26 protein-coding genes are annotated in these 25,513 nt (G+C 46.1%); 13 read left to right on the top strand and 13 right to left on the bottom strand.

Annotated elements, in window-relative coordinates:
- The first annotated feature begins 58 nt into the window (after positions 1 to 58).
- Together QUB44_RS21105 and QUB44_RS21100 are read left to right on the top strand one after the other, a co-directional pair.
- On the top strand, positions 59 to 1,015 hold the full coding sequence (locus QUB44_RS21105) for a GDSL-type esterase/lipase family protein (RefSeq protein WP_333370480.1): 957 nt from the start codon (positions 59 to 61) through the stop codon (positions 1,013 to 1,015).
- A 367-nt stretch (positions 1,016 to 1,382) separates the two neighbouring features.
- Positions 1,383 to 4,196: a chloride channel protein gene (locus QUB44_RS21100; protein WP_333370478.1), complete on the top strand. Its 2,814-nt coding sequence runs from the start codon at positions 1,383 to 1,385 to the stop codon at positions 4,194 to 4,196.
- Here the strand turns inward: QUB44_RS21100 and QUB44_RS21095 are convergent.
- Positions 4,171 to 4,371 (bottom strand): BrnT family toxin, encoded by a 201-nt coding sequence (locus QUB44_RS21095; protein WP_333370476.1) that lies wholly within the window; start codon positions 4,369 to 4,371, stop codon positions 4,171 to 4,173. The genes QUB44_RS21100 and QUB44_RS21095 overlap by 26 nt on opposite strands.
- A 121-nt stretch (positions 4,372 to 4,492) precedes the next feature.
- Here QUB44_RS21095 and QUB44_RS21090 point away from each other — a divergent pair, with 121 nt between their 5' ends.
- Positions 4,493 to 4,648 (top strand): hypothetical protein, encoded by a 156-nt coding sequence (locus QUB44_RS21090; protein WP_333370474.1) that lies wholly within the window; start codon positions 4,493 to 4,495, stop codon positions 4,646 to 4,648.
- Positions 4,649 to 4,831: 183 nt separating this feature from the next.
- Here QUB44_RS21090 and QUB44_RS21085 read toward each other — a convergent pair whose 3' ends face one another.
- The 4 genes from QUB44_RS21085 to QUB44_RS21070 all read right to left on the bottom strand — a co-directional run bounded on the left by QUB44_RS21085 (position 4,832) and on the right by QUB44_RS21070 (position 7,362).
- Entirely contained in the window at positions 4,832 to 5,278 is a 447-nt protein-coding gene (locus tag QUB44_RS21085) for a ShlB/FhaC/HecB family hemolysin secretion/activation protein (protein ID WP_333370472.1), read from the bottom strand.
- Positions 5,238 to 5,504 (bottom strand): hypothetical protein, encoded by a 267-nt coding sequence (locus QUB44_RS21080; RefSeq protein WP_333167720.1) that lies wholly within the window; start codon positions 5,502 to 5,504, stop codon positions 5,238 to 5,240. Before QUB44_RS21080 ends, QUB44_RS21085 begins: the two co-directional genes overlap by 41 nt.
- 130 nt (positions 5,505 to 5,634) lie before the next feature.
- Entirely contained in the window at positions 5,635 to 6,045 is a 411-nt protein-coding gene (locus QUB44_RS21075) for a hypothetical protein (RefSeq protein ID WP_333370470.1), read from the bottom strand.
- Between the two features lie 531 nt (positions 6,046 to 6,576).
- Entirely contained in the window at positions 6,577 to 7,362 is a 786-nt protein-coding gene (locus tag QUB44_RS21070; RefSeq protein WP_006635936.1) for a PspA/IM30 family protein, read from the bottom strand.
- A gap of 70 nt (positions 7,363 to 7,432) precedes the next feature.
- Between QUB44_RS21070 and QUB44_RS21065 the strand changes: the two genes are divergently transcribed.
- The gene (locus QUB44_RS21065) at positions 7,433 to 7,609 is read left to right on the top strand and encodes a hypothetical protein (protein WP_333167716.1); all 177 of its coding nucleotides are present in this window, start codon (positions 7,433 to 7,435) and stop codon (positions 7,607 to 7,609) included.
- A gap of 54 nt (positions 7,610 to 7,663) precedes the next feature.
- Here QUB44_RS21065 and QUB44_RS21060 read toward each other — a convergent pair whose 3' ends face one another.
- The 3 genes from QUB44_RS21060 to QUB44_RS21050 form a co-directional block, all read right to left on the bottom strand.
- Entirely contained in the window at positions 7,664 to 8,368 is a 705-nt protein-coding gene (locus QUB44_RS21060) for a PspA/IM30 family protein (protein WP_333167714.1), read from the bottom strand.
- Between the two features lie 144 nt (positions 8,369 to 8,512).
- Entirely contained in the window at positions 8,513 to 9,724 is a 1,212-nt protein-coding gene (locus QUB44_RS21055) for an SPOR domain-containing protein (protein WP_333370468.1), read from the bottom strand.
- A gap of 103 nt (positions 9,725 to 9,827) precedes the next feature.
- The gene (locus QUB44_RS21050) at positions 9,828 to 11,009 is read right to left on the bottom strand and encodes a transposase (protein ID WP_333370466.1); all 1,182 of its coding nucleotides are present in this window, start codon (positions 11,007 to 11,009) and stop codon (positions 9,828 to 9,830) included.
- A 573-nt stretch (positions 11,010 to 11,582) separates the two neighbouring features.
- Here QUB44_RS21050 and QUB44_RS21045 point away from each other — a divergent pair.
- Entirely contained in the window at positions 11,583 to 11,885 is a 303-nt protein-coding gene (locus QUB44_RS21045; RefSeq protein WP_333370463.1) for a hypothetical protein, read from the top strand.
- Between the two features lie 222 nt (positions 11,886 to 12,107).
- Here QUB44_RS21045 and menB read toward each other — a convergent pair whose 3' ends face one another.
- Both menB and QUB44_RS21035 read right to left on the bottom strand, forming a co-directional pair.
- The gene (gene menB, locus QUB44_RS21040; protein ID WP_190733148.1) at positions 12,108 to 12,941 is read right to left on the bottom strand and encodes a 1,4-dihydroxy-2-naphthoyl-CoA synthase; all 834 of its coding nucleotides are present in this window, start codon (positions 12,939 to 12,941) and stop codon (positions 12,108 to 12,110) included.
- A gap of 308 nt (positions 12,942 to 13,249) precedes the next feature.
- Positions 13,250 to 13,846, bottom strand: a complete 597-nt coding sequence (locus QUB44_RS21035) for a TerB family tellurite resistance protein (RefSeq protein WP_333370461.1) — start codon at positions 13,844 to 13,846, stop codon at positions 13,250 to 13,252.
- A gap of 75 nt (positions 13,847 to 13,921) precedes the next feature.
- Here QUB44_RS21035 and tadA point away from each other — a divergent pair, with 75 nt between their 5' ends.
- The 3 genes from tadA to QUB44_RS21020 all read left to right on the top strand — a co-directional run bounded on the left by tadA (position 13,922) and on the right by QUB44_RS21020 (position 15,986).
- A complete protein-coding gene (gene tadA, locus QUB44_RS21030) occupies positions 13,922 to 14,422 on the top strand; it encodes a tRNA adenosine(34) deaminase TadA (RefSeq protein ID WP_333370459.1) in 501 nt (166 codons plus the stop codon).
- A 282-nt stretch (positions 14,423 to 14,704) separates the two neighbouring features.
- Entirely contained in the window at positions 14,705 to 15,430 is a 726-nt protein-coding gene (locus tag QUB44_RS21025; RefSeq protein WP_333370457.1) for a lysophospholipid acyltransferase family protein, read from the top strand.
- Between the two features lie 175 nt (positions 15,431 to 15,605).
- Complete coding sequence (locus QUB44_RS21020) at positions 15,606 to 15,986, top strand: hypothetical protein (RefSeq protein ID WP_333370455.1); 381 nt, start codon at positions 15,606 to 15,608, stop codon at positions 15,984 to 15,986.
- 181 nt (positions 15,987 to 16,167) lie between these two features.
- Here the strand turns inward: QUB44_RS21020 and QUB44_RS21015 are convergent, their stop codons facing one another.
- The 3 genes from QUB44_RS21015 to QUB44_RS21005 form a co-directional block, all read right to left on the bottom strand.
- Positions 16,168 to 16,932 (bottom strand): ABC transporter ATP-binding protein, encoded by a 765-nt coding sequence (locus QUB44_RS21015; RefSeq protein WP_333370453.1) that lies wholly within the window; start codon positions 16,930 to 16,932, stop codon positions 16,168 to 16,170.
- Positions 16,933 to 17,163: 231 nt separating this feature from the next.
- Positions 17,164 to 17,292 carry a hypothetical protein gene (locus tag QUB44_RS21010; RefSeq protein ID WP_333370451.1) on the bottom strand — a complete coding sequence of 43 codons (129 nt, stop codon included), beginning with the start codon at positions 17,290 to 17,292 and terminating at the stop codon, positions 17,164 to 17,166.
- Between the two features lie 27 nt (positions 17,293 to 17,319).
- Complete coding sequence (locus tag QUB44_RS21005; RefSeq protein ID WP_333370448.1) at positions 17,320 to 20,634, bottom strand: HEAT repeat domain-containing protein; 3,315 nt, start codon at positions 20,632 to 20,634, stop codon at positions 17,320 to 17,322.
- Positions 20,635 to 21,157: 523 nt separating this feature from the next.
- Here QUB44_RS21005 and gor point away from each other — a divergent pair.
- The 5 genes from gor to QUB44_RS20980 all read left to right on the top strand — a co-directional run bounded on the left by gor (position 21,158) and on the right by QUB44_RS20980 (position 25,086).
- A complete protein-coding gene (gene gor / locus QUB44_RS21000) occupies positions 21,158 to 22,501 on the top strand; it encodes a glutathione-disulfide reductase (protein ID WP_333370446.1) in 1,344 nt (447 codons plus the stop codon).
- Positions 22,502 to 22,600: 99 nt separating this feature from the next.
- Positions 22,601 to 23,137 (top strand): opioid growth factor receptor-related protein, encoded by a 537-nt coding sequence (locus QUB44_RS20995; protein WP_333370444.1) that lies wholly within the window; start codon positions 22,601 to 22,603, stop codon positions 23,135 to 23,137.
- A 413-nt stretch (positions 23,138 to 23,550) separates the two neighbouring features.
- On the top strand, positions 23,551 to 24,141 hold the full coding sequence (locus QUB44_RS20990) for a sigma-70 family RNA polymerase sigma factor (RefSeq protein ID WP_333370442.1): 591 nt from the start codon (positions 23,551 to 23,553) through the stop codon (positions 24,139 to 24,141).
- On the top strand, positions 24,138 to 24,581 hold the full coding sequence (locus tag QUB44_RS20985) for a hypothetical protein (protein ID WP_333370440.1): 444 nt from the start codon (positions 24,138 to 24,140) through the stop codon (positions 24,579 to 24,581). Before QUB44_RS20990 ends, QUB44_RS20985 begins: the two co-directional genes overlap by 4 nt.
- A gap of 19 nt (positions 24,582 to 24,600) precedes the next feature.
- Positions 24,601 to 25,086 (top strand): Spy/CpxP family protein refolding chaperone, encoded by a 486-nt coding sequence (locus QUB44_RS20980; protein ID WP_333370438.1) that lies wholly within the window; start codon positions 24,601 to 24,603, stop codon positions 25,084 to 25,086.
- Positions 25,087 to 25,513: the final 427 nt, after the last annotated feature.

Below are 25,513 nucleotides of genomic sequence, written 5' to 3'. Positions count from 1 at the left end.
CATGCCCCATGCCCAATTCCCATTTCCTATTTACCCATTCCCACTTCCCACACATAATATGCGTATTTGTTTTATCGGCGATTCTTTTGTAAACGGTACTTGCGATCCCAAATGTCTCGGTTGGACAGGACGGATTTGTGCTGCCGCTTGCGGACAAGGACACGATATTACCTACTACAATTTAGGAATAAGGGGAGAAAACAGTGCCGATATAGAAACTCGCTGGTTCAGCGAAGTTTCTTGCCGCTTACCTCACTACGACGACGGCAGAATAGTATTTTCCTTTGGCGTCAATGACACTTACCTAGAAAAAGAAAAAATTCGCATAGAAGTTGAAAAATCAATTGAAAATGCTCGCTCTATTCTCACGTCAGCCAAAGAAATATTTCCAGTATTAATGGTAGGGCCGCCGCCAGTTATTGATGCCGATCGCACAAGCCGGATTGCAAACTTATCCGAACAGTTTTCTCAAGTTTGCAGCGAGTTAAACGTGCCTTATCTAGATGTTTGCACCCCGCTGCAAACATCGGAAATTTGGCAAAAAGAACTTACCGAAAACGATGGCTCCCATCCCGGCGCCGCCGGTTACGCTGAATTGGCTAAAATAGTTCACAATTGGGACGGTTGGAAAGCTTGGTTTAAAAATATCAATATATCAGATCAAGAGACTTTCACGCTGTTCCGAGCCGTCGGCAAAAAAGAAATGGAACTGATTAAAGAAAGCGATTTTCTGGCATTTCCGCCACGCTTATCCTTTCAGCCTACTTTTTATCCCGTAATTCATAAAGCCTATGCCATACAAATCGCGAGAGATTGGAATACAAGAGATGCAGCATCGGGATATTTCGGCTATGTCACGCGCTTTCGGGTGGCGGCAGAATTCTTAAAAAAATATCCGGTTCAAAATGTGGGCAGTTCGATTCACCAAGAATATTGGATTCCGGCAGAAGAATTGGCTCAATTTAATCAAAACATTGTGGGGAAAATTGAAATTTTTGCGGAATATCAACCCTAAACTAAGAGAGAACTATGCTAGAATTTTAATCAATTTTAAGTAGTGAGTTTTGACTGCTATGACACTCTGATAGATTGGGAAAGGGGAATACTGCTAGTCTTGAGACAATTGCTGTCAAGTCGCGAGATAGATTTGGGTAAATCGCAGACACGAAAAAAGAGGATTTGGGGCAACACTGCCGGCCAGCGGCCAGCCTGATTTAGAAGTGCCGGATTTGAAAACACTGGTGGAGGCTATAAGGTAAAAAAATCGCAGATTGATATCAAATCCGGTAGCATCAGAATTACAGCAGATTTCAGGTAAGTATCGAAGGATTTTTTGCTAAAGTGCGATCGAGCAGACAATTCTCAGGCCATCTACGCTATTTATGCCGTACATAACTATCCCTAAACAATTTAGGGAACCTTCCAGGGTAATCAAATCTCAACTTTTTTTACGGCCTAAACGCCTAGCCATTTTTGAAGCTTGTCTGATCGGCTTGGTTGCCGGACTGGCTGGTGTTTTGCTAAAGTCGGGAGTCGGATGGCTAGGCAGTTGGCGAGTTGCTACCTCGACATTAATCCCAGCTTGGATATTACTGCCCACCGTCGGTTTATCCGGCGGGTTGCTGACAGGTTTATTGGTTGAGCGTTTGGCTCCCGAAACTGCAGGCAGTGGCATTCCTCACGTCAAAGCTGCTCTCGGCGGAGTCAATCTTTCCTTAGATTTGCGAGTAGCTGTAGCCAAACTTCTGACCACTATTTTAGCAGTTGGTTCCGGTTTAACTTTAGGCAGGCAAGGCCCGACTGTGCAAATTGGAGCATCTTTGGCCGGCTGGATAGGTCACTTGATGCCCACTTCCCCAGACTACCGCCGACAATTGATTGCTTGCGGTGCAGCAGCAGGATTGGCTGCAGGTTTCAATGCTCCCATTGCAGGAGTTTTGTTTGTAGTTGAAGAACTGCTGCACGACGTTTCGGGGTTGACTTTAGGGACTGCAATTATCGCTTCATTTATCGGTGCAGTTGTCTCGCAGCTTTTGGGCGGCGATAGTTTAAGTTTGAACCTTCGCGCGTACCAAACCAGTTTTGATGCTCAGGAAATCCCGTTTTACATACTATTAGGAGTTTTAGCGGGATGGCTGGGAGCTTTGTTCACCAAAGGGATTATGGCTAGCTTGCAATTTAACAGGCGATCGCTCAAACTAGCTTTGCCCGCGCGAATGGCTCTAGCTGGTCTAATCTGCGGTTCAGTAATAGCTTTTCTTCCAGCAACTTTCCGCGATAATACGGGTTTACGGGAGTTTATGCTGACAGGCGAAGCAAGCGGCATAACAAGTTTAATTGCCTTTATAGCTCACTTTTTTCTGACAATTATTTCCGCTGCTTCGGGAGCTCCGGGAGGATTGTTTTCCCCTGCCCTAGTTATGGGCTCTGCACTCGGTCACATGGTGGGAATTGTGCAGGCAGATTCCCTGGGTGTCGGTTTGCCGGTAACTTACGCTTTGGCGGGAATGGGAGCGTTTTTTTGCGCGGTTTCTAGGGCGCCGATTACTGCGGTAGTGATTGTGTTTGAAATTACGGCGGATTTCAAATTAGTGCTGCCTTTGATGATCTGTTCTGTAGTTGCTTATTTGGTGGCGGAAAAGGTGGACAGTGGCTCTTTTTACGATCGCCTTTTGGAGTTTAACGGCATTCAACTGACAAAGGCAAAAGCTGCCAGCAATACTTTGAGCGACTTGCACGCAGATGACGTGATGCAGCGCCGAGTTGAAACTCTTTCGAGTCTGCTGACTTTCGATGAAGTGATGCAGGCATTTTCGCGATCGCACCACCGAGGATTTCCAGTCGTTGAAGATGGCAAATTAGTCGGAATTGTCAGTCAAACCGATTTGGCAAATGCCAGCGAGCGCAATTTTTCAGGAGACTCGCTGCTCAAAGAATTTATGACTGTACAACCGATCGCAGTCAAAGCAAGCGATACTTTAAGTGAGGTATTGTACAGGCTCAACAACTACAATATCAGCCGTTTGCCAGTCATAGAAGGCCGTCGTTTGGTGGGAATTATTACCCGCAGCGACATTATCCGAGTTGAATCCGATCGCCTCAGCGGAGAAGCAACCCAGGGCCCGCATCCAGAACCTTCTTATATTGTCTATCAAACCAGGGCTCCGCAAGTCGGAAATGGCCGGTTATTAGTGCCGCTTTCCAACCCCCAAACAGCACCCGCTTTGCTGCGGCTGGCCGCGGCGATCGCGCGCGATCGCAATTACGAATTAGAATGCCTGCAAATCATCTTAGTACCGCGCAACAGTTCCCCTTCAGAAAGCGCAGTGCGGACAACCAAAAGCCGCCGTTTGCTGCAACAAGCCGAGCGAATTGTTCGCAATTGGAACTTGCCAGTACACACCCAAATACGGGTAGCTCATGACGTGCCTAACGCGATTTTGGAGACAATCAAGGAGCGACATATCGATTCAATTTTGATGGGCTGGCAAGGCGAATTTTCCACAAAAGGACGTATTTTTGGCGATGTGGTGGATACCGTAATTCGGCAAGCAGGCTGCGAGGTTATTTTGGTAAAGTGGAGCGAAAAACTATTAGCAACACGCCAGAAAAATGAGTTTTCCGCCACTTTCAGCGGGCAGAAATATGCGTCTATAGAATGGGAGTTAAATCCCGAAAAACTTGACGGCGCAGATAATCCCGCATTGGCGAGATCCTCAGATTCATCAGCGACTACAGAGACTGAACTTTCTTCGCCAAATTCAGGCATTCCAGGGCCAGAATTGGGACTGCACACGCTGATGGGTTTGCACCGCTGGTTGGTACCTATTCGCGGCAGTTACAAGCAAGCTGCCGCTTTGCGGCTGCTACCGGCTTTGGTGGCTGCGAGTGCTGTACCGGAGATTAAATTGTGTCAGGTTCATCAGCCTTCTGTTGCAGAACCCGATCGGGGGGAATTAAAGCAAGCGGCGGAGTTTATCAAGCGCCGAGTTAGCTGTTCGATAATAGCGACTTCGGTTTGCGCTAAATCGGTTTCTGATGCTTTAATTGATTTGGCTCAGAACGATCAGTGCGATGCGATCGTTTTGGGAGCGAGCCGGGAAGGGCTACTGAAACAGGTGATTCACGGGAATATCCCGGAAGCTGTGGCACGCGGGTGCGACTGTACAGTCATTTTAGTGCGATCGGCCTCCTAGCAAATTCATACCTGGATATACCAATGATAATGTACCGGCTTTCTCCGATGGAATGCTGAGGATCGGGAAAAGTTACAGATAGCGGGTCATTAAATATGGTTGTGGCTTCTTGAAAGGAAACACCATGCTTCTCAACATTTAGTGTCGCTTTGTCTGGATTCCATTCAAATTCCATAAATAACTCTCCATGCCTTTTTCCGCTTGTGCTTCACAACCGCTAAATTCTCGCTTTCCTTTTATTTTTAACACTCAATTGCTTAGTAAGCGAGGTATAATAATGCAAAGCAAAAAGCAGATTGATTCCAAAAAACACCAAAGTTAAAACAAATGTAAAAAAAGACGTAAACGACAGCCTGGAAGTCATCGTAAATATCGCCAAAATGATTGAGCAAAGCCCAAAACCGGAAGCAAAAGAACTTAAAAGCAGCAACCGCACCTTAGACATAGTTTAATTTAAAGATTATCAGTAAAATGCACTCTTGGCAGCTACAGAGGAGTGCCAAATGATACTTATTACTATATAGCGGAATTGCTCAGTTCCGCCAAGGGCAAAACGACTGCTTTCCTAAAAAGGTTTGAATTATACAGAAAAATACAGCCCGCGCTCTTGTAAACTCCTGTTGGTCAACTTAATATCAATCAAAGTAATTCCCCAGCCTCCGCGAGCTTTCCACCTTTCGCCGTACAGTCACCGCAGCCGCAATCCCGCTGACAGCAAAGTATTCGCTCCCAAAACCGCGCTTTCCCTGGGATTCCAAACATTGCCAAAATCCACAAACGCCGTCACCTGCAAAACTCATTGTTTGTCGTCGGTGCGCTTGCATCGGATACCGCAACTCGACTGAATCAAAAATCCCGCTATCGGCAAGCATTGCATCCTGACGGTAGCCCCGCAATGTGTCTGAGCCTCCTATACCGAATTGTTGGATCGGCAAAAGCTCTGCCCCAGCCAATGCCAAATCCGATCGCACCACCAGCAGCGTCTCAGGAGCCAACAACCGCACGTACTGCAATTGACCCCGCCAGTGCAAAAATTGACTCTCAGGGCTGCTGCTGCTCACCGTAGCACCAAATGCTGCCACTCCCTGACAGAAATGCGATCGCGCCGCCAAGACATCTCTCTCCCATTTGAGTAAAATCCTGAAACCGCCTCAGCACCACAACCGGATTTCTACCCGAATTATCTGCTTCCGGCGACAGGGGAAAATCCTTTCCCAGCCAAGATGTATCGCTTTCTCGACTGCGAGTACCGATACCGATCGCGATTTCTCTTCTCGGATTTTGCACGATCGGCTCGCGGTAGGTCAACTGCCAACTACTTCAAATCGAGCGACTTTTATCCTACCCGGAATCTTAGCAATTCTGCAGGCTGTGCCGGCGCGGGAACAGCAGGCGGCAAAAGCTGTTCCGCTGAAAGCAAGGGCGCTGGCGGCGCGGGTTACGGGAGGGGAGCCGGATTTGGCCGTCGCGGGTTGGGAATAGGAAATTCGTGTCTGTTTTCTCCTCGATTCGGCAATTGAGGGAGAGTTTCTGCTGCCTCAGTTTGGGTCAATTGATCGATCTCCGGGATGCTATTTTCTTGCTCTTGATTGCCTCTATCTAATTCTGAACCTGAGTATAAATCACGAAGCCGATCGCGATCGTCTCCTATTTCTTGATTTAGTTTGAATTGAGACAGTAAATTATCCTGCAAAATTGGCGATTGCACCCATGAGTCGGTAGCAAGCATCGACTCGCTAACACTTAGAGCTGATAGCAGTGCGGGGCAAATAGCTGCAATTGAAAAACCAAGTGCTAATGCCTTGAAAAACTTGATTTTACAAAAGCCTCTAGAAAATTGCACGGGCATGACAGATTAGCAATATTTGATAGTTATTTACACTTACGATCGGGCGCGGCCGACGCAATTGCAAGGAATAAAATTACTCTATCACTTTTTACAGAGTTAATTCCTTAAGTCAATATAAAGATAGTTGACAGCACTCCTCTTTTGTGTACTAAATAATTACTGAAAAAACTATGACCACGAATTTCAAAGGTGGTACCCGCCACGTGATTTATCCGTGGAATCAATCCAAAATCGAAAATCGAAAATCCTCAAGCCCCCGGATTTATCCGTGGGGTCGCCTCTAAAATCTAAAATCTAAAATCTAAAATCGATTGACCTCCCAAGCTAGCCATCTTGCAAGGAATAAAATTACCCTATCACTTTATATTGACTTAAGGAATTAAGTCAATATAAAGATAGTTGACAAAACTCATGTTTTGTGCATTCAAAAATAACTAAAAAAACTCCGACCTCCCAAGCTAGCCCTGTAGGTCGGCGGAGCATTCTATCAAACCTGCGATCTCAGAAATAGGTAAATTTTGATAGAGATTACTACATTTTATTGAGCTGCGATCGCAATTCTTCCAACTCAGCGTCAATCACCGGGCTCGACTCCGAGCTACTGGCTGCTGCCGTTTTACCCGCTGCCGGCAATTGACCTTGAGACACAGATCCCCCGGTCAGTTGAGCTTTCATCTGAGCCAACTCATCGTCAACATCACCGCCACTTTCGAGCAAGCGGAACTGTTCCTCTAAATTGCTGCCGCCGGCGGCCAGTTCTGCCGAAGCTCCCGCGCGAGCTTCAATTTGCAAAACTTTTTCTTCCATGCGATCGAAAGCTGCCATTGAACTGCCAGTATTCAATGTGCCAATGGTATTGTTGAGCTGTTCCTGAGCCTTGGCAGCGGATATCCTCGCCTTGAGCATATCCTTCTTAGTCTTAGCTTCGGAAATTTTGCTCTCCAAACCGATTAAATTGCGCTTGAGACTTTCCACCTGAGCCGATTGCTGATCCAGGCTGGCTTTCAGCGTAGCCGCCGTTTCCGCGTGAGACTTTTTGCGAACTAGCGCTTCCCTGGCCAAAGTCTCGTCTCCTTTTTGCAGGGCTAGCTGAGCGCGCTGCTGCCACTGGTTAGACTGAGATTCAGCTTGATTGTACTGAGTCTGGGTACGCTTTTGAGTGGCGATCGCGCTGGCAACGGCCTGACGCAACTGCACCAAGTCTTCCTGCATATCTGTAACAGACTGTTCTAAAATCTTTTCCGGGTCTTCAGCTTTGTTGACCAGATCGTTAAGATTGGCTTTGACGACTCGGCTAATGCGGTCAAATAATCCCATAATGCTATTTTTCCTGGGTGAGGTGTACGAAGTAGGCGGAAAGCAGGCTTGATAGCCCTAGCCCGCAGTTGTGAAATTCACTCTTGTCAGATTTTTAGTGCGATTTAGTTTTTGGCAATTTTTGCAGACAGATAAATCCAGTTTAAAGCGATCGAGTAATGTGATGCAGGCAAGCTTATTCATGCACATATCTATTGAGTTTAACTTCGATCCGGGAATTCCCCAACAGGCTTCGAGCCATCTCTAGCTAGGCTGTTGAGAAGTTTTTGCTCGTCCCGACTCTTGTTCTGTTGCCTGGGGTTCAGGATGCGGGCGGCTCGCTCGACGGCAATTTGGGTGTATTGTTGCCCGGAAGCATTTGTGCTTTCATCGCCGCCAACTCGTTATCCACATCGTCGGCACCTTCGAGAGAGAGAAACTTCTTTTCTAAATCATTAGTTCCGAGTTCTGCAATTGCTTCGGAGCGAGCTTCTAGCTGCATGACTTTCTCTTCCATCCGTTCAAAGGCGCTCAAAGTGCTGCCGGTACTGAGATTGCCCATCATTTCTTGAAGCCTTTCCGACGATGCGGCCGATCGAGCTCGGGCAATGTACATATCTTTTTTAGATTTTGCCTCGGAAATTTTACTTTCGAGCGCCCGCATATTTTCTTTAAGTTTAGTCACAACAGCGTTCTGTTGTCCGAGACTGGCTTTCATCGCCGTTGCCGTTTCTTGATAAGATTTCTTGCGCGTCAGAGCTTCCCGCGCCAAATTTTCCTCGCCTTTTTGTAAAGCTAGCTGCGCCCGCTGATGCCATTCTGCTGCTGTAGACTCAGCTTGGGAACACTGGCGTTCAGTGCGTTTTTGAGCTGCAATCGCTCCTGCCACAGCTTGTCTGAGCTGCACTAAATCTTCCTGCATATCCATTACAGCCTGTTCCAGAATTTTTTCTGGGTCTTCGGCAGCCCCGACCAAACTGTTAATATTTGCTCGAATCACTCGCCATAGGCGATCGAATAATCCCATTTTGCCCGTCTCCCGATTTTATTAAATTTTAGATTTAGGACTAGGAATTGACAATTACAAAACCAATTTTGTGTTAGACAAAACATTCCTCATTGTCTAGCTTTGTCTAACAGTTTAGTTAAAGTTTTTCACCCTTTAACTAATTTATGGTTGATAGTATTGTGGCTTCATTCCTTTTTCTTGGAGTTCTTTCGCCAAACGTTCTGCTGAGGCAGCATCGCTCAAAGCCCCCATTTGGATCTTGACACCCTTTGAGAAGTTTCGCACGTAGGCATCGGGAACTACGGTTCTGGCTTGCTGCAGCGATTTTTCGTCGGTGTAATCGGTGACAACGTAATAGAAACCGTCGGCCGCCCGTGCAGGCCTTCCCAGCGGGGATGCGGCTGCTGGGGATGCGGCTGCTGGGGATGCGGCTGCTGGCTGGGCTGGGGAGGGTGTTGGAGGCAGTGTCGGCAGTGCCGGCACAGGCTGCGCGGCGCTGGGGCTGGGAGTGGGAAGCAAAGCCGTACTCAGATTGTTGAGTCCTTGTTCCCTACCTCTGGGCGGGTTGCCGTCTTCTGTAGGAATCGGCACAGCCCCGCTGGGGCCAGGAGGCGCTGGCGGAGTTGGCGGGATTGATGCTTTTGGTGACGGGGAAGGAATCGGGCTGACTGTCGGCTTAACATTGCTGAGAGTGCTCAAATCTAGCTCGACAAATTCCTTGGATACCAGATTTGGTGCTTTCGGTAGTTCCTTGGTGCTGGTAGCTGAGGTGGATGTAGAGGCGGGACTGTCGCTGGGAGAGGGTGAGGTGCGATCGAGCAAACGGTTCAGGCCGGCCATCTTAACTAGATTTGACGGGTACATGACTGCGTAGCCCAAAGCTGTGCACGATAGCAAAAACAGCAGCATCGAACTCAGCCCCAAGGGAGTTAACAAACTGGCGGCTAAACTGCGTTCTACCGTAGTTTCAGCTTTTGACTCGTCCAAACTTTCGATCAGTTTTTCGCTTGATTCGAGATAATTGTTGGGTGCGAAGGCACTGCTAGATAATTTTGTGCCACCCCTGGTAGTTGCTAGCGGGGCATCGCCCTGAGTGCCGGCAAGGGATAGGGGCAGTGATAGCGGCTGCTGGGTTTCTTCCGCAGTCTCAGGCGCCAAATTTTGGGCTAGCTGTTGCTCGGTTGTGGCTGTTTGCTTGCCAGTACGAACTGAGGGCGACACCCACTGTTCGGCCCGCCGCCTGTGCCTTCTGTATGTTGTCAGTTCTGCTTCTAGGTTTACATCTAGACTCCCCAGGACTGCTTGCAAAGCAGGGTTGATTGGGGTTGAAGAGGATTGATGATTTGGGGATTCAACCGAAGAACGCTTACTCATTAGCAAAACTCCTACCGCCTCTGAATTAATTTTAATGTTTTGATTTTGACACTCCCGGGCCTAAAGGCGTGGGGATTCTTGCTTCGCAGGGATTCCAATGAATTTACTTGCAGGCAAGCATCTTGACCGTATGCCCTACGGCTGCAAGTCCTCGCTTGAGAACTACTTGTGCGGCTGCGACATCTCTGTCGGTTGTATAGCCGCAATTGTGACACGAGTGAGTTCCTTGTGATAACTCTTTTTTGCCTGTTTCGTTAAGGCAATTGGGACAGATTTGGCTAGTCTTTTTAGCATCTACTTTCTGGAAATACACACCGCGCTTAAAGCAAGTTTGCTCCAATATGTTGAAGAATTGCCCAAACCCAGCATCTAAGCAGTGCTTACCTAACATCCCCGCTTCCAGTCCGACCAGATTAAGGTCTTCGACAAACACCATACCCGCGTCATCACAGATTTGATGTGACAACTTGCGATGCCAATCTTTTCGGCAGTTTGCCACGTATTCATGCAGCAAAGCGACTTTTTTTTGAGCCTGTTTCCAATTATTTGACCCGATTTTTTTTCTAGTAACGCGCTGTTGCAGCAATTTAAGCTTGCGTTCTGCGTCAGCAAGAAACCTCGTTCTTTTAATTAAAAGCCCGTTAGAAGTTGCAATCAAATTAGTCAACCCTACATCAATTCCTACGGGATTGCCGTGAGGAATGATATCGGGAATTGAGACATCCCATTGCAAAGTCAACATTATATACCAGCCACTAGACCGTCTAACGACGCGAGCTTGTTTGACGATTGCGCCCTGGGGGATGGGACGCGACTGAAAAAATTTTATCGAGCCAATTACAGGCAATTTAAAGCGGTTGCCTTGATGGAAAGTTGCACCCAACTGTGGGAAACTCAAAGACCTCAAAGCCCCCTGTTTTTTGAACCGAGGAAACCCGTGATTTTGCTCCCACATACTGACGAAAGCTTTTTCCAATCTCCGCAGCGTTTGTTGCAACACCTGAGCGTTGACTCGCTGCAATGCGGGGCTGGTCTTCCTGTATGCCGTTAAAGCCTTGCACTGACTTGAATATGTCGGTCTAGGCACCTCAGCAGGAATAATATAGTCGGAGCCAATGGAGCAAGAGTTGATCTGACATTTGCGTGAGTTGTACCAGTCTTTGCGTTCTCTTAGGGCATAGTTGTACACCTTGTGGCACTGTTCTAGCCAATCTTCAAAAACTGCTATTTGTGTCGCTGTGGGCTTCAACTTAAATTCAAACGTCAAATTAAACACTTGCTTCACATCCTTGACTTAGTATACAGCAAGTCTACAAATCGTCTAAGGATTTCTTAGGACCAATTAAAGTCGCCCGCTTATGGGCGAGGCTCTCACCCCAAAATTTTGGTAGGTAGGTATAAATAAGAAGCTTGAAAACTTGCCTATTTTATGATTAGATACTTTTGGCGTCAATGCAACAGGGGCCCGATCGCCTGCTGTCGATCGCCCGCAGCTATTTTTCATTTTCATTCGCAGACTTAATTGTTGCTGTTTCCTGGAGGGTGCTTACCGACACTCTCAGCCAATTTTTGTATTCTCGGCTACCGCTTATTTGTAAGCTCTCATACTCGTTGGGCATTTGTACTTTTTCTTGATCCCTAACGGCTTTATAAACTTTTCACCTTTGTTTTTACCTATACAATGAGCAAGCACCGAGCTAATTGTTTCTATATATAACGAGATTATAAATAAATTATAAAATTTAATTATGCTTCGGGGATCGCTACAACCCAGACAGCATAAAGGTTGGGATGCTCTAAAACCTGCTAGCTCTACAAAGGAGAATTAGAGATGAAAATGATTTCCCTAAGAACTTTTATGCAAACCTCATTAACTTCACCTTTAACTTCAGCTTGTGGTCACTGCCGTCACTATACCCCTGAAGGCAGACGCGGGGGTGTTTGCGCTTTACTAGGCGGCCCGGTTCAAAGTCACTGGAAAGCTTGTGCTTTAGCGGTTTCGCCTTTTAAATCATCTTGGGAAAACATAGAAGAAATTGGAATGTGGCAAGAATCGACTCTGACGCTGCAGGATGCCGCCGTCACTCTTTCCGAGCGCAATGCCTGCCAGCTTACAGGCACAACGTTAACCGAAAAATCGGCAGCAGCAGTCTCGGTCTAGTTCGTCGGCGGCCCTGCTGCTCATACCATTTTCGATTTTCGATTGGGAAATCACTGATCATTATCATGGTTTGGATCTGACAAAGCAGTTTCATTCTTTTTCGGAACTGGTATCAATAGTCACACTTTTGGACGATCGGGTGCATAGGGCTTTACTAACTCCGAAAAATTAGCAGCATCTACTTTAATATGAGCGAACAAAAAAACTGATTTATCCATCCAGCTATGGCAGCCAAGGATATTGACTAAAATCAGGTTGCCGTTTTTCTAAAAAGGCTTGTTTGCCTTCGGCGCCTTCCTGCGTCATATAGTACAGCAAAGTGGCATTTCCCGCCAGTTCTTGCAAACCGGCTTGACCGTCGCAGTCGGCATTAAAAGCTGATTTCAAACAACGAATCGCGATCGGACTTTTTTCGAGAATTTCCGCAGCCCACTGAATCCCTTCTAGTTCTAGTTGTTCGACGGGGACGACGCAGTTGACTAAACCCATTTCTAGGGCTTGCTGCGCGCTGTACTGGCGACACAAAAACCAAATTTCTCTGGCTTTTTTCTGGCCGACGACTCTGGCGAGATAGCTAGCTCCGAAACCACCGTCGAAACTGCCGACTTTGGGGCCGGTCTGTCCGAAAATAGCATTGTCAGCAGCGATCGTCAAGTCGCAAATTAAGTGCAGAACATGACCCCCTCCAATTGCGTAGCCTGCAACTAAAGCAATTACAACTTTGGGCATCGATCGAATTAACTTCTGCAAGTCGAGCACGTTCAACCGGGGTATGCCACCTTCGTCTACATATCCCGCCGAACCCCGCACGCTTTGGTCGCCGCCGGCGCAAAAGGCGTATTTGCCGTCTGTATGAGGCCCCGCACCGGTGAAAAGGACAACGCCGATTTTTGTGTCTTCGCGGGCATCAGTAAAGGCATCGCACAGTTCCAGCACGGTTTTGGGACGGAAAGCGTTCCGTTTGTGAGGTCGATTGATGGTAATTTTGGCGGTGCCACCACTTTTGTGATAGAGAATGTCTTCGTAGGTTTTGGCGGTTTGCCATTCAATTTGCATAATCAATCAATGTGAGATTTGAGATTGAGCTGAGTCAATCAAGGCAGCGACAAGTCGCTTTTAGATTTTAGAGGCATTCGGTTCAATGGGATACAAGGGTCGATCGACTGTTGCAAAAAAAATAAAGCGGGACTTAGGCAGAAACCAGGTTTTTGAGCAACATACGCCGCGCAGCGCTCTTGGTAGGGGTTAAACAACCCGGTTTTTGAGGGTAAGAGCGCCCAATTCCCATCTCAATTGGAAACAGCGTCAAATCCTCGAAATCCTCTCTCACTACTTTTACTGGCCCAAAATTTATATGGGCTGGATTATTTGCGGACTAAAATACTCAGCAAGTGCTTTGCTGCTTTGCCAAATACGGGATCGCGGGACTCGAATTGGCTGGGATCGAGTAAAGCTTGAACTTCGCTAAAAGCTTCTGAGTCGAGGGTTCCTTCTTTAGTAAATAAAGTGTCTATGACTGCAATGTGTCTGGAGTCGAGGCCGAGCCGATTGGCGATCGACTGTAAGTACATTTGCTCCCGCATATCGATGTGTCCGTCTGCGGCTGACATTTCGTAGCCGGAACCGATGAGCAACAACTTTTCTGATTCTGAGAACAAAGCTGTCAGGGTTAGCAATTCCGTGGGGTTGAAGTAAACCTGCTGTTTGGAGATTCCTTTGACAAGGCGCTGAATTAGTTCTACCCGATCGCGGTCGCCACTGGCAAAGGCTTTGAGAGTCTTTTGCAGCCGTTCTTCTTCTTCAACTGCGATCGTCCTGTCAATAATCATCACTCCGCGCAAGATGGAAATCAGAGCCGTTAGAAACACTACCAAAGGAGTGATATCTTGTTCGCGCAGCTTTTGCCGACTAATGCGGCACAACAGCTCAACAATTTCAGTGGTAATCGTAGTGGTGTCCATAATTAAAGACTCTCGATTAAGCTGTAATGTAACTTGATTTATCGATCTTAAGTTTTTCTGTTACTTAGGTATGACGTGAATTGTAAAGCTGAGCAGTTGTCTATTAGTGATACTACTTATTTTATTCACAAACGCTGGATGACTAGGGCTGTGGAACTGGCACAAGCAGCCGGTGATGCTGGTGAAGTACCCGTGGGTGCTGCAATTGTTGACGGTACTGGCAAATTGATTGCCCAAGCGCAAAATCGGCGAGAGCGAGATTGCGATCCGACTGCTCACGCTGAAATCTTGGCTTTGCGGGCGGCCGGCCAAGTTTTGCAAGACTGGCATCTTAACCAATGTACGCTCTACGTAACGCTGGAGCCTTGCCCGATGTGCGCGGGTGCGATCGTCCAAGCTCGGATTGGGCTGCTGGTATACGGAGCAGATGACCCGAAAACTGGCACGATTCGGACTGCGGCTAATATTCCAGATAGCGCGCATTCGTGTCACCGCTTAGAGGTGCTCGGCGGTATTATGGAGTCTGTTTGCCGCGATCAGTTGCTTTCTTGGTTTGAAGCGCGGCGGAAAAATTAACAGGTAAAATTTTTTACTTTCTTCGGGGCGATGTTTAATCGAAATTGACCTTTAACTGAAATAATAGATCCGTAATTGCCCGCTCCAGCTTTCGAGGCGGCCGACTGCTCTACATTAGTGCTGTCCGGTTGGCGGAGGTTTTACCTGTTAGAGATTATCTCTTGCGGGCGCGATCGCTTGATCGGCACAAGGCCAATAGCAAAAGTGTCCCGATCTAAAAACTAAAGATTTGGCCAACACCTTACTTTAGACTTTAGATCTCGATAAAGCAGCTTAATTGCTATGCCCCACACCGCCACGATCGCCGTTGAGTCCAGTAAATCATCTCTAGTGAAGCCAATGCCTGCCAAGGTAGCATCTAATACCTCTCGCGTTTCTCCTTGGTTAACCTCCTTGCTCTATCCGCTAGGTCACTATGTTGTCCTACCGTTTCATTTTGGCAAGATTGAGGTAACCGGACAGGATCACTTGCCGAAAGATGGGCCTGTCATCTTAGCCCCTACGCACCGCTCCCGGTGGGATGCCCTGATGATGCCCTATTCAACTGGACAGAAGGTGACTGGACGCGATTTGCGGTTTATGGTAACTGCTGATGAGGTCAAAGGACTGCAAGGTTGGTTCATCAGACATTTGGGGGGGTTTGCTGTGGATCTCAAGCATCCGGCAATCGGCAGTCTCCGTTATGGGGTGGAACTACTCCTCGACAAGGAAATGTTGGTGATTTTTCCCGAAGGCGGCATTTTTCAGGATGGCGAAGTTCACCCGATTAAGCCTGGATTGGCGCGTTTGGCAATTCAAGCAGAGTTGAGCAAACCGGGTTTGGGGGTGAAAATTGTACCGATGAGCATCCGCTATCGCCCGCGCATTCCTCAATGGGGTGCTCACGTAAAAATTGCGATCGGTTCTCCGATTTGCGTGGCGGATTATGCCAATGGCGGCGGTAAAAAAGAAGCACCATTGTTGACTGCCCAGCTCGAAAAGGCTCTTAAAAATCTTGATGAAAGTTGAGAAGAAGAAGGAAGTTCGGCAACGGATGTAACGGATGTAACGGATGTAACGGATGTCAGGAAGAAGGAAGAAGTAAGAAGGAAGAAGGAATTATGATATAATTTTTTCCGGTGCTGTGGAGAGATGCAGCACTTATTTGGCTGCTTTGTTATGTCTGTATTAAGTGTGAGCATTAATGGATTGTGCTTTGAACTTTAAGCCGGGTCAAATTGTCAGTTTAGAATGTGGAGATGCGTGCCTGCATTCAGAGGTTATCCAAGTGGTTGAGGCACGTCAAATTTGTTGGGTGCGCCCTTTAATGTTAGTTGTATTACTGTCAGGGAAGGATTTATCGGAGCAATGGTCGGAAGAATACACTTTATCCGACTTGCGGGATGGTGCTGATTTGCTTTGGCCGCTGAGCTTGTTTCGGGCGGCTTTAGATACTGAGGTAATTTCGCTGTTGACTCAGTTGCAGTCTCTGGACTCTGAGAAAAAGGATGGTGCGATCGCATCTCGGCAACTTAGAGATTTTGTCGATCGAGTTTGGGAAGCTTTTCCCAGTGCTTTTCATTAAGCAGATATCTGCCGTTTTGTCTATTAGTCCGCCAGGGGTTGAAAACCCCTGTCTAATAGCTAAAGCCCTCTTGGATAGAAATAATACTCTCTTAATTCTTCAGTCCGCGTAGGCGGACTTCGTTTGTCTAGAAGCGATTTCAATCGCCCAATTTTCTTTTCGCTTTTCGCGGACTATTATACTAAAATACCGCGTGGGAAAGCTCTTCCGGGTTGAGATTGCTGTGAATAACTTGACCGTCGCGGAACCAGACAACGCGGCGAGTTTGGCGCGCTACTTCGGGTTCGTGCGTTACCATAACAACAGTCATGCCGCTTTCATTGAATTCTGTAAAAATATCCATTACTTCTTGAGTAGTTTTTGTATCCAATGCACCAGTCGGTTCATCAGCCAGCAACAACACGGGACGGTTTACTATAGCCCTGGCGATCGCAACCCGCTGCTGCTGTCCTCCTGATAGTTGATTCGGTCTGTTTTGCAGCCGACTTTCCAGCCCTACTTTCGTTAAAGCATCTACTCCCCGTTCGCGTCTTTCTGCTGCGGGAATGCCTGCATAAACCATCGGTAACATGACATTTTCTAATGCTGTCAATTGAGGCAACAGGTGAAATTGTTGGAAGACAAAACCTAATTTTAAATTGCGAATTCCGGCTAATTCTTCTTCGGGCATTTGGGCGACATCTACGCCGTCTAAGTAGTAACTGCCGCTCGTAGGTCGATCGAGACAGCCGATAATATTCATAGCTGTAGATTTGCCCGATCCCGACGCGCCCATAATCGAGCAATATTCTCCTTGTCTTACCGTCAAGCTGACGCCGTTTAAGGCGCGAACTTCCAGGTCGCCAATCCCGTAAACTTTTGTTACCTCTTCCAGACCGACAACAACGGGCTTTGAGAGGACTTGCGGGTCGAGGTCTTGGTATGTATCGGTTTGTAGTTCAGGCATTTTGTTTTCTGTGCGATCGACACAACTAACTACTAACTTAACACTTCTTATCGGTTTTGGCGGCGGTCAGGGCGATCGTTTGGACGCTAATTGACGAGATATAAAAAAACTCAATCTTTAAGGACGTGTTTGTGAGTTCTTTAATGAGAGTCATCTGATGTTCTAGCACTAGATAGTTATCTAATTTGCTTTTTCCAGCCCGGGTCAAGCCTTGATTATTGTGGGCATAAATTAGGTCGAGGATATGCTCTTTTGCTTCCTCGGAGAGTTGAAAGTTGATAATGCTGTGGGAAGTGTGGCTGTCGCCAAAACTTCAACTGTTTCTGCATAACCTTTGAGGATATTAGTGGCTACAGCCATATTTTATTTCTGCTTTTTTTGTTTAGATCACAGCTTCTCTAATTCGGTCAACTTTTCCTGGGCAAACTGGCGGACTTCTTCATCGGGATCGTTGACCAATCGCTCGCGAAGTATTTCTAAAGTTTTTGGGCGATCGGGGTATTGCTTGAGCATGATTTCAAGTGCTGTTTGTCTGGGATTCTCGAAGGGGAACTCGCATTCAAAAGGATAATTGATAGCAATATCGCCCAACCATTCAAATATTTCTGGTTCATCTTTCCAACCGCGTGCTAATTCTTCAACGGCTGAATATCGCACATTCCAATCATTATCAGATTGAGCCAGTGGTTTGAGGAAAGGTAAGGTTTCTGGGTCATCTTTCCACCCCCTTGCTAATTCTCGGACTGCTGCACGTCGTACAGCCGAATTACCATCAGATTGAGCCAGGTGTTTGAGGAAAGGTAAAGTTTCTGGGTCATCTTTCCACCCCCCTGCTAATTCTTGGAGTGCTGCTTGTCGCACATACCCATTATCTTCTGATTGAGCCAGTTGTTTGAGCCAAGGTAAGGTTTCCGGGTCATCTTTCCACCCCCCTGCTAATTCTCGGACTGCTGCTTGTTGCACAGAAAAATCATTTTCACATTGAGTCCGTTGTTTGAGCCAAGGTAAGGTTTCCGGGTCATCCTTCCACCCCCTTGCTAATTCTTGGAGTGCTACTTGTCGCACATCCCGATTATCATCAGATTCAACCCGTTGTTTGAGAAAAGGTAAGGTTTCCGGGTCATCTTTCCACCCCCCTGCTAATTCTTGTACTGCTGCTTGTCGCACATACCCATTATCGTCTGATTGAGCCAGTTGTTTGAGCCAAGGTAAGGTTTCCGGGTCATCTTTCCACCCCCCTGCTAATTCTTGTACTGCTGCATATCGCACAAACGAATAATCCTCAGATTGAGCCAGTTGTTTGAGCCAAGGTAAGGTTTCCGGGTCATCTTTCCACCCCCCTGCTAATTCTCGGACTGCTGCTTGTTGCACAAAAAAATCATTTTCACATTGAGCCAGTTGTTTGAGCCAAGGTAAGGTTTCCGGGTCATCTTTCCAAGTGTAGGCGATCGCACTTACTGCTTGAGTATGAATGTCCCCAATCAGTTTAATTTCTGCGTCATTTACATGAAAACCTATGCTATACTTGCTGACAGGACACTTCGTTAACTCTTGTAAGCGTTCAAGCAATTGACTCTCAACCCCAGCAATCTCTTTTCTATCCCTCACCTCATTGAAACACTTCGCTGCCAAAAACAGATTGCTAAAGTTTTTGGCTTCCCCATCCTGTTCAATCAAAAACTCAATCAATTTCCCTGTAAACTTTCCAGCAATCAATCCCGCAATCAAGCACAAAACTTCCTGCCAAGATTCATCATCCCAGTGCTTGCCAAAAACATCGGTTTTCAGCTCCTCCAGTGAAATTTCTTGTGTCTTCTGAAACCTTTCCACCACCTCCGATGCACAGAAATATTCCAAAAAAGTTCGATGCACAAACCCATAAGTATCCGCACCCAAAAAACATAAAATAAAGTTGCGAGTTCGCAGTTGGTTAATTATCAACCTTGCCCGCTCTTTCGGTCGATAGAAATCTTTATTCTTCAGATATGCTGTCAGGGTATTCTCCAAATCTCCCGCACTAATAATATTGCCAGCCAACCCTTCAGGTGCTGCTTGCATTTTGTAAGCGACTCGCCGCAGCATTTCTTGCTTATCTTTAGCATCAAGAGTTTTCGGATCGAGCCTGCTATCCTCTACTAAAGACCTTTCCACATCCCATTGATACAGCAATACCCGCGAAGCTTGATTGTAAAGTTCCGCCCTGTCTCTCGGCAATTCTTGACTGCGATTTAAAATCGCCATAATCGTCAACAATAACGGATTTCCTGCTAAATCTCGAATTGTTGAGGAATACTCCAGTGCTCTTTCCATGCGATCGCGAATTCGCGCTTTTTCCACAGCATCAGTAAAAGTTAATTCATGCCAGCGGTGAACAAAATCCTGAATTTGTTCCGCATTCAAATCTTGGAGAATAAAGTGATGAAACTCTGCATCTTGCAACCGTTGAGGTTTGTAACCAATAATCCGAGACGTGACAATCACTCGCACGCGCGGATACTCATTGGTAAACCGATGAATCGCCGTAATTACATCTTCTCGTTTCCCGGTATCGAAAATTTCATCTAACCCGTCGAACATCACCACAGCGTCGCCTGCTTTAAGCTGTTCCTGCAATTGATGCTGATTCAAGTGACAAATTGAACCCGGACTTTGATGAAAAAATTCGAGGAAATTCTTGCAATGTCCTGATTCCCCGCTGCGAATGTAAGTCCGCAATTCTATTAGCAGCGGAATCGGCTGAGATGTCACGCTATTTAAGGGCGATCGCGCCCAGTTTAATGCTAAATATTGTAACAGAGTAGACTTGCCCGAACCCGGATCGCCTAAAATTACAATGTAGGGATACTTTTGCTTGTCATTGATAACATCTAACACGGAGACGATCGGCTGAGAAAAATAACCGCGCCGATATTTCTCTAAATTTTCTAGATCGATCGCGTCTAATTGATTGCTGTCTTGCAGCCGCCGTTGATGTTCTTTAGGAATTTCGTAAGCTTGGGGCAGAAAGGATTCGTAAATCGATCGCACATCTTGGAAAATAAAGATTTGCCAAACTTTCAGCTTTTCCCGATAATCGTAGGTATTGGGATCGACGCTGCTTAAATTGAGATTGCTGTAACGCTCGCACAGAGCTTCTTGATATTGCCTCAAGTCAAATTCGGGGATAATCCCCGCCGTTTCTTGAGTATTTTTCTGAATGCTATCCAGATTTTGAGCCGTCAAGATATCGCGCAAGTCTTTTGAGTCAAAGAGAATTTCTTGAACTTCTGCGAGATACTGATTGGCGATGGTTTGCCACTTAAATCTTGCTGGTAAAGGAGTTAAATCTAGTTGAGTCCAGGTTTGTTCGAGAAGTTCTGCATCGAGAGATTCGCGATCGCTCTCAAAAGCCTTGCCCAAAATTTCCTTAACCGACTTGTTATTGATAAACTGTTTAACATCTTTAATATACAGCTTTCTTTGCTCTGAGGAAAGTCCGCCAATTTTCAACTGCTGTTCCACCAAGTCCAAAAACTTTTTGATCGCTTTACCCGCTGCGACTTTTCGGGGGTCTTTTTCGCCTAATAAGACGTTTTTCAGGGAATCTTTAAAAAAATCTTTAGCAAAATCCTTCGCGCCGTCTTTGATCAAGTCTTCTAAGATGGGTTGAACGAGAATGCCAACTCCTTGCGTCACTCCCCAGATCACAAGCCAATCGATCATAAAGCTAGCCCGAGAATTAATTTATGTTTATAATATAGCAATTATCAAGGATTGATGAAATTCTCAAAAACTGTAGGGTAATCTCCCGTGATTGCCCCGATAGGTTAGGGTAGTATCAGTTTTCTATCGCTGCGCTGTGATTAGCCCCGATCCAGCCTGATTGTTGCCCCCTACTACCCCTTAAAAATCGGGAAGAGCATTAAAGTTGCGCTTTTTTACAGGGATTTACGGGAGTTCGACTCGGCTATAACGAGCGATCGACAATTAGCTCTTTTATTCTTGGCGGCGGCTCGAAAATAGTTACATTTTTATATGTTTCTTGTCGAGCGCTTGTGCTATACTCTAATAATGGGAGTGTGAGCATTTTTTAAATTAACGCACAGATTCCTATTATTAAATAATACCCGATTGATCGCAAAAAGTAAAGTAGTTTACCCCAAAAAAAACAAAAATTTTTTGAGATATCATTAAAAAAAGTAAAGCGTAAAATTGGTAAGTGGGCGATAAGAAGGTACAGACAATTATGACATACGACTACGACTTGTTTGTGATAGGTGCGGGTTCCGGCGGATTAGCGAGTTCCAAGCGAGCAGCATCCTACGGCGCAAAAGTGGCGATCGCCGAAAATGACTTAGTAGGCGGAACCTGCGTAATTCGCGGCTGTGTCCCGAAAAAGCTCATGGTGTACGCTTCAACATTTTCGCACCTTTATGAAGATGCGGTGGGCTACGGTTGGAGTCCAGTAGAAAGCAGCTTCGATTGGGAAAAACTCATCACCACGGTAGACGCAGAAGTGCGGCGGCTGAGCAAACTGCACATCAGCTTCCTTGAAAAAGCCGGAGTCGAATTAATCTCAGGATACGCGAAATTTATTGACCCCCACACCGTCGAAGTTGGTGACAAAAAATTTACCGCAGCGAAAATCTTAATAGCAGTCGGCGGAGAAGCCAGAAGAGTCCCAATTCCCGGCATCGAACACGCGATTACCTCCCGCGAAATCTTCCTGCAAAAAGAGCAGCCAAAACGGTTAGCCATTTGGGGTGGCGGCTACATCGGCGTCGAATTTGCTTGCATTATGAACGGGTTGGGAAGCCAAGTAACTCAAATCATTCGCAGCGACTTAATTTTGAACGACTTCGACACAGAAATTCGCACCAACGTGCAAGAAGGAATGATTAAGCACGGAATAGACATTTTGACAGAAAGCTCGATCAACCACATAGAGAAAACCCCAGAAGGCTTACAATTAACTTTGTCGGGAAAATCCGAAGGAACGCTCATAGTAGACGCGCTGTTGTGCGCTACCGGGCGCTTGCCGAACTTGGAAAAATTGGCTTTAGAAAATGCGGGAGTAGAAATCGATAACTGTGCGATCGCAGTTACCAAAGACAGCCGCACCAGTCAGCCCCACATTTTTGCAGTGGGAGATTGCACCAACCGGATTAATTTAACACCAGTTGCGATCGCGGAAGGCCGTGCTTTTGCCGATACTGAATTTGGTAATAACCCCAGATCGATCAGTCACGAAAATGTTGCATCAGCAGTATTTTCGCAGCCGGAAGCAGCTACAGTTGGCTTAACAGAAGAGGAGGCTAAAACCAAGTTTCCCGAATCAATTAAGTGCTATACAGCCAAGTTTAGACCGATGTTTCATTCTTTGACAGGTGCAGATGAGAAGACTTTTGTCAAGTTAGTTGTTGAGACTAATACTGACAGAGTTTTGGGCGTGCACATGGTTGGGAAAGACGCCGGCGAGATTATTCAAGGAATGGCGATCGCTGTTAATATGGGAGCTACCAAGAAAGACTTCGACGCGACTATTGGCATTCACCCATCGACTGCTGAAGAGTTTGTTACTTTGCGGTAAAGCGGGGGAAGTGGCCAGGGGTTTAAACCCCTGGCTAATAGCTAAAGTCGGTTAAAACTGACTGAATATCACCTTTTTGATGTTTTGCATAGCAGATTAATGAGTGATTCAACCAAACAAAACAAAATTTTAGCATTCTATCTCGGTCAGCAGCCTGATTCACAAGGTCGGGCGATCGAGGATATTTGGTCGTGGGATTACCAGAAGCTGGAATCTGTACACAATTACATTCAATGGCTGTTTCCGCTGAGAGAAAAGAGTCGCTTTAATTCCAGTGCTCCTACTTTAAATGATGAGGTAATTCAAGCTTTTAGAACAAGTGAAGAGTTGAGAAATCGCTTACTCCATTCGTTCAAAGTCATGCTGGCGTTTTACGGTTTGCAATGCCGCGAAGGGGAAAAAGCAGAAATTGTAATTGCAAAATCAGAGGAATATTTGTCAAGAAAAAGAGAGTGGATTGAAAAATTTAATCACAACTACCTGCGGCTGACAAGGATTCTCACAAGTTTGACAGAGTTGGGATTGAAAAATTACGCTTTAGGTTTTTTCAAATGTTTAGATGAAATCTATAATGAAGACCAAAAAAGTATTGGTTTAGAAACTTATACCTATTGGAAAAATGCTGTAAATAGTTAGAACTCACATCTTGCACCATTGTTAAGAACGGGCTCTCCGGCCCGTTCCACAATAAAATTGAGTTTTGTGGAACGGGCCGGAGAACCCGTTCCTAAACAGGTAGTTGATAATGGTGCAAGATATCAGTTAGAACCAATATTTTAGAATTATCGCCATAGCCAACCCTACGGCCCACAATAAGATTTAATTTTTGTGGAACAGGCCCGAAAGCCTGTTATGGGCGGGCTAGAAGCCCAACCCACAAGAAAATTCAATTTTTGTGGAACAGGCATCTTGCCTGTTGCTGACATTGGTACAGTTTTACACCCCAAGCGGATTCATGCTCAAAATAATATTTTAAATTATTTGAACCTTTTTCCAGATCGCCCTGTCTAAACTCTTCAGATAACGAACTGGTGGGGGAGACTTCACAGGTGTTAGCTGTGTCAGCCAATGTTTTAATCGATGATTGTTCCGACTCGGACTTAGTTGCTCAATGTTTAAAGGGCGATCGCACTTGCTTTCGCTACCTTTACAAACGCTATCAACACAAAGTCAGGTCAACCCTTTACCAACTCTGCGGCCCCTCGCTTCTTGACGATTTAGCACAAGAAGTATTTCTGCGAGTGTGGAAAGGATTGCCCAAACTCAAGCACCAGGAAAACTTTTCTACTTGGCTTTATCGAATCACTTGGAATGTGGCTTCCGACCAAAGACAAGCATTTGCTAAACAGCATTCTTTTGACTCCCAACTCAAAAATCAAGAAACAATGGATCGGGTTATTCTTAAAGATAACACATCGGACTTGATGCAGTTGCACTATCAAGATTTAGTGCAGCGGGGACTGGAGCAATTGAGCTTTGAACACCGCAGCGTTTTGGTGCTGCACGACTTAGAAGACATCCCGCAAAAAGAAGTAGCCCAAATTTTGGGACTGCCTGCGGGAACCGTCAAATCTCGCGTGTTTTATGCCCGAAATGCTGTGCGGCAATTTTTGCAAAAAGAAGGTGTCAGCGAGCTATGAATAACCCAAGCAGCGACCAAGAGTTAGTTAATTTCTTGAAGCGAAATCGCCCCAATATTCCTGAAGCTATACCAGATTTAGAGCAAAAAATTCTAGCAGCAATCGAAAGTAACCAGGCGAGTGTTTTCCATGAAACCAACTGCAAAAAAACGCGATCAAGTGCCTCAGCTAAGTCTGATGATTTAAAAATATCCTCTGTTTCTAAGTGGGCTTTATCGTCTGCGATTGCTGCTAGCCTGCTAGTTTTTTGGTCTGGCTACCGTCCGTTTCAGACTGCACAATTGCGAGATAAGGAAATAGCTCAGCTAGAAGCATTTTTAGTTACTAACTGGGAGGGTGTACTTCATGATTCTCCCCAAGAAAGTATGACCGATCGCTCACAAACATATTGGTTGACTTTCAGCCCGGGTGCTGACAGTGAACCGCCAACAAATAAGTAATATCAAAGAGGCAATTTTCATGTCAATTCGTCGTATATCTGCCCTAGCCGTTTTAATGCTGACTCTCGGTAGCACAGCCGCAGCAATAGCAGTTCCTAATCCCCTAGAACCGGAAACACTTGCACAAAATCAGCGACCAAATCGACCTGCTGGCAAGGAAGGTGGGATGTTCGAGAAACTGAATTTAAGCGCAGACCAAAAGCAGCAAATGCAGGCAGTTCGCGATCGGTACAAAGACCAAGTTTCCCAGCGAATGCAAGCAGTCCGCCAAGCCAGACAAGAATTGGACACGATGATGTCCGGCACGGCAAATGCCAGCGAAATACGCGAAAAACACCGTCAAATAATGGGATTGAGACAGCAGTTTGAAGAAGTTCAATTTGAAATTACACTCGCAATGCGAGAAGTGCTCACTGCCGAACAGCGCAGCCAATTAGCTCAAATGATGCAGCAGCGCCGGCAAAATGCTAAAAACAGGATGCAAAACGGTCAAAAACCGCAGTAGTTGACGAGGATTTTTGAGTAAATCGCAGGGTGTTTACGCACTCTGCGATTCATTAGTTCAAGCTCCCAGATTGGGAGCTTGAACTTTTGCAGGTAAGCTATAAATTGGAGTTTTGAGGCAGGAGCCAGAAGGAAACAGGAAGAAGAAAGAAGTAATAAGAAGTGTTTTTACAAATATGAGATGCTCTCCCAGATTCATGGAGTAAATCTAAAATCTAAAATCTAAAACCTAAAATCGAATGACCCCTCTAGCTGGGGCGAAACGTTAGCTTTCATGCTGCTTCCGTCGCCTACTGTAAAGGTGTGGGTTGAGATTTTCCCCTCCAGCATGATATCATCAGGCTGCTCTATTTGGTTTGTTAATTTAGACTGGATTTTAATATAGAATTAACTAAATTAACAGCCGAGAAGGCAGAAACTACAGAGGT

Origin of the sequence: Microcoleus sp. AT3-D2, from assembly GCF_036705715.1 — a bacterium.
GTDB lineage: Bacteria > Cyanobacteriota > Cyanobacteriia > Cyanobacteriales > Microcoleaceae > Microcoleus.
The sequence above is the reverse complement of the archived record's forward strand: the minus strand, read 5'-3'. Positions and strand labels throughout refer to the sequence as shown.

Coding starts and splice junctions, on each gene's coding strand:
- QUB44_RS21045 (WP_333370463.1), top strand. CDS start 11,583: ATGCAAACCTCATTAACTTCACCTTTAACTTCAGCTTGTGGTCACTGC.
- QUB44_RS21100 (WP_333370478.1), top strand. CDS start 1,383: ATGCCGTACATAACTATCCCTAAACAATTTAGGGAACCTTCCAGGGTA.
- QUB44_RS21005 (WP_333370448.1), bottom strand. CDS start 20,634: ATGATCGATTGGCTTGTGATCTGGGGAGTGACGCAAGGAGTTGGCATT.
- QUB44_RS20985 (WP_333370440.1), top strand. CDS start 24,138: ATGAATAACCCAAGCAGCGACCAAGAGTTAGTTAATTTCTTGAAGCGA.
- QUB44_RS21055 (WP_333370468.1), bottom strand. CDS start 9,724: ATGAGTAAGCGTTCTTCGGTTGAATCCCCAAATCATCAATCCTCTTCA.
- QUB44_RS21015 (WP_333370453.1), bottom strand. CDS start 16,932: ATGCCTGAACTACAAACCGATACATACCAAGACCTCGACCCGCAAGTC.
- QUB44_RS21075 (WP_333370470.1), bottom strand. CDS start 6,045: ATGCCCGTGCAATTTTCTAGAGGCTTTTGTAAAATCAAGTTTTTCAAG.
- QUB44_RS20980 (WP_333370438.1), top strand. CDS start 24,601: ATGTCAATTCGTCGTATATCTGCCCTAGCCGTTTTAATGCTGACTCTC.
- QUB44_RS21060 (WP_333167714.1), bottom strand. CDS start 8,368: ATGGGATTATTCGATCGCCTATGGCGAGTGATTCGAGCAAATATTAAC.
- QUB44_RS21105 (WP_333370480.1), top strand. CDS start 59: ATGCGTATTTGTTTTATCGGCGATTCTTTTGTAAACGGTACTTGCGAT.
- QUB44_RS20995 (WP_333370444.1), top strand. CDS start 22,601: ATGAGTGATTCAACCAAACAAAACAAAATTTTAGCATTCTATCTCGGT.
- QUB44_RS21010 (WP_333370451.1), bottom strand. CDS start 17,292: ATGGCTGTAGCCACTAATATCCTCAAAGGTTATGCAGAAACAGTTGAA.
- QUB44_RS21025 (WP_333370457.1), top strand. CDS start 14,705: ATGCCCCACACCGCCACGATCGCCGTTGAGTCCAGTAAATCATCTCTA.
- QUB44_RS21035 (WP_333370461.1), bottom strand. CDS start 13,846: ATGGACACCACTACGATTACCACTGAAATTGTTGAGCTGTTGTGCCGC.
- QUB44_RS21070 (WP_006635936.1), bottom strand. CDS start 7,362: ATGGGATTATTTGACCGCATTAGCCGAGTCGTCAAAGCCAATCTTAAC.
- gor (WP_333370446.1), top strand. CDS start 21,158: ATGACATACGACTACGACTTGTTTGTGATAGGTGCGGGTTCCGGCGGA.
- QUB44_RS21020 (WP_333370455.1), top strand. CDS start 15,606: ATGGATTGTGCTTTGAACTTTAAGCCGGGTCAAATTGTCAGTTTAGAA.
- menB (WP_190733148.1), bottom strand. CDS start 12,941: ATGCAAATTGAATGGCAAACCGCCAAAACCTACGAAGACATTCTCTAT.
- QUB44_RS21095 (WP_333370476.1), bottom strand. CDS start 4,371: ATGGAATTTGAATGGAATCCAGACAAAGCGACACTAAATGTTGAGAAG.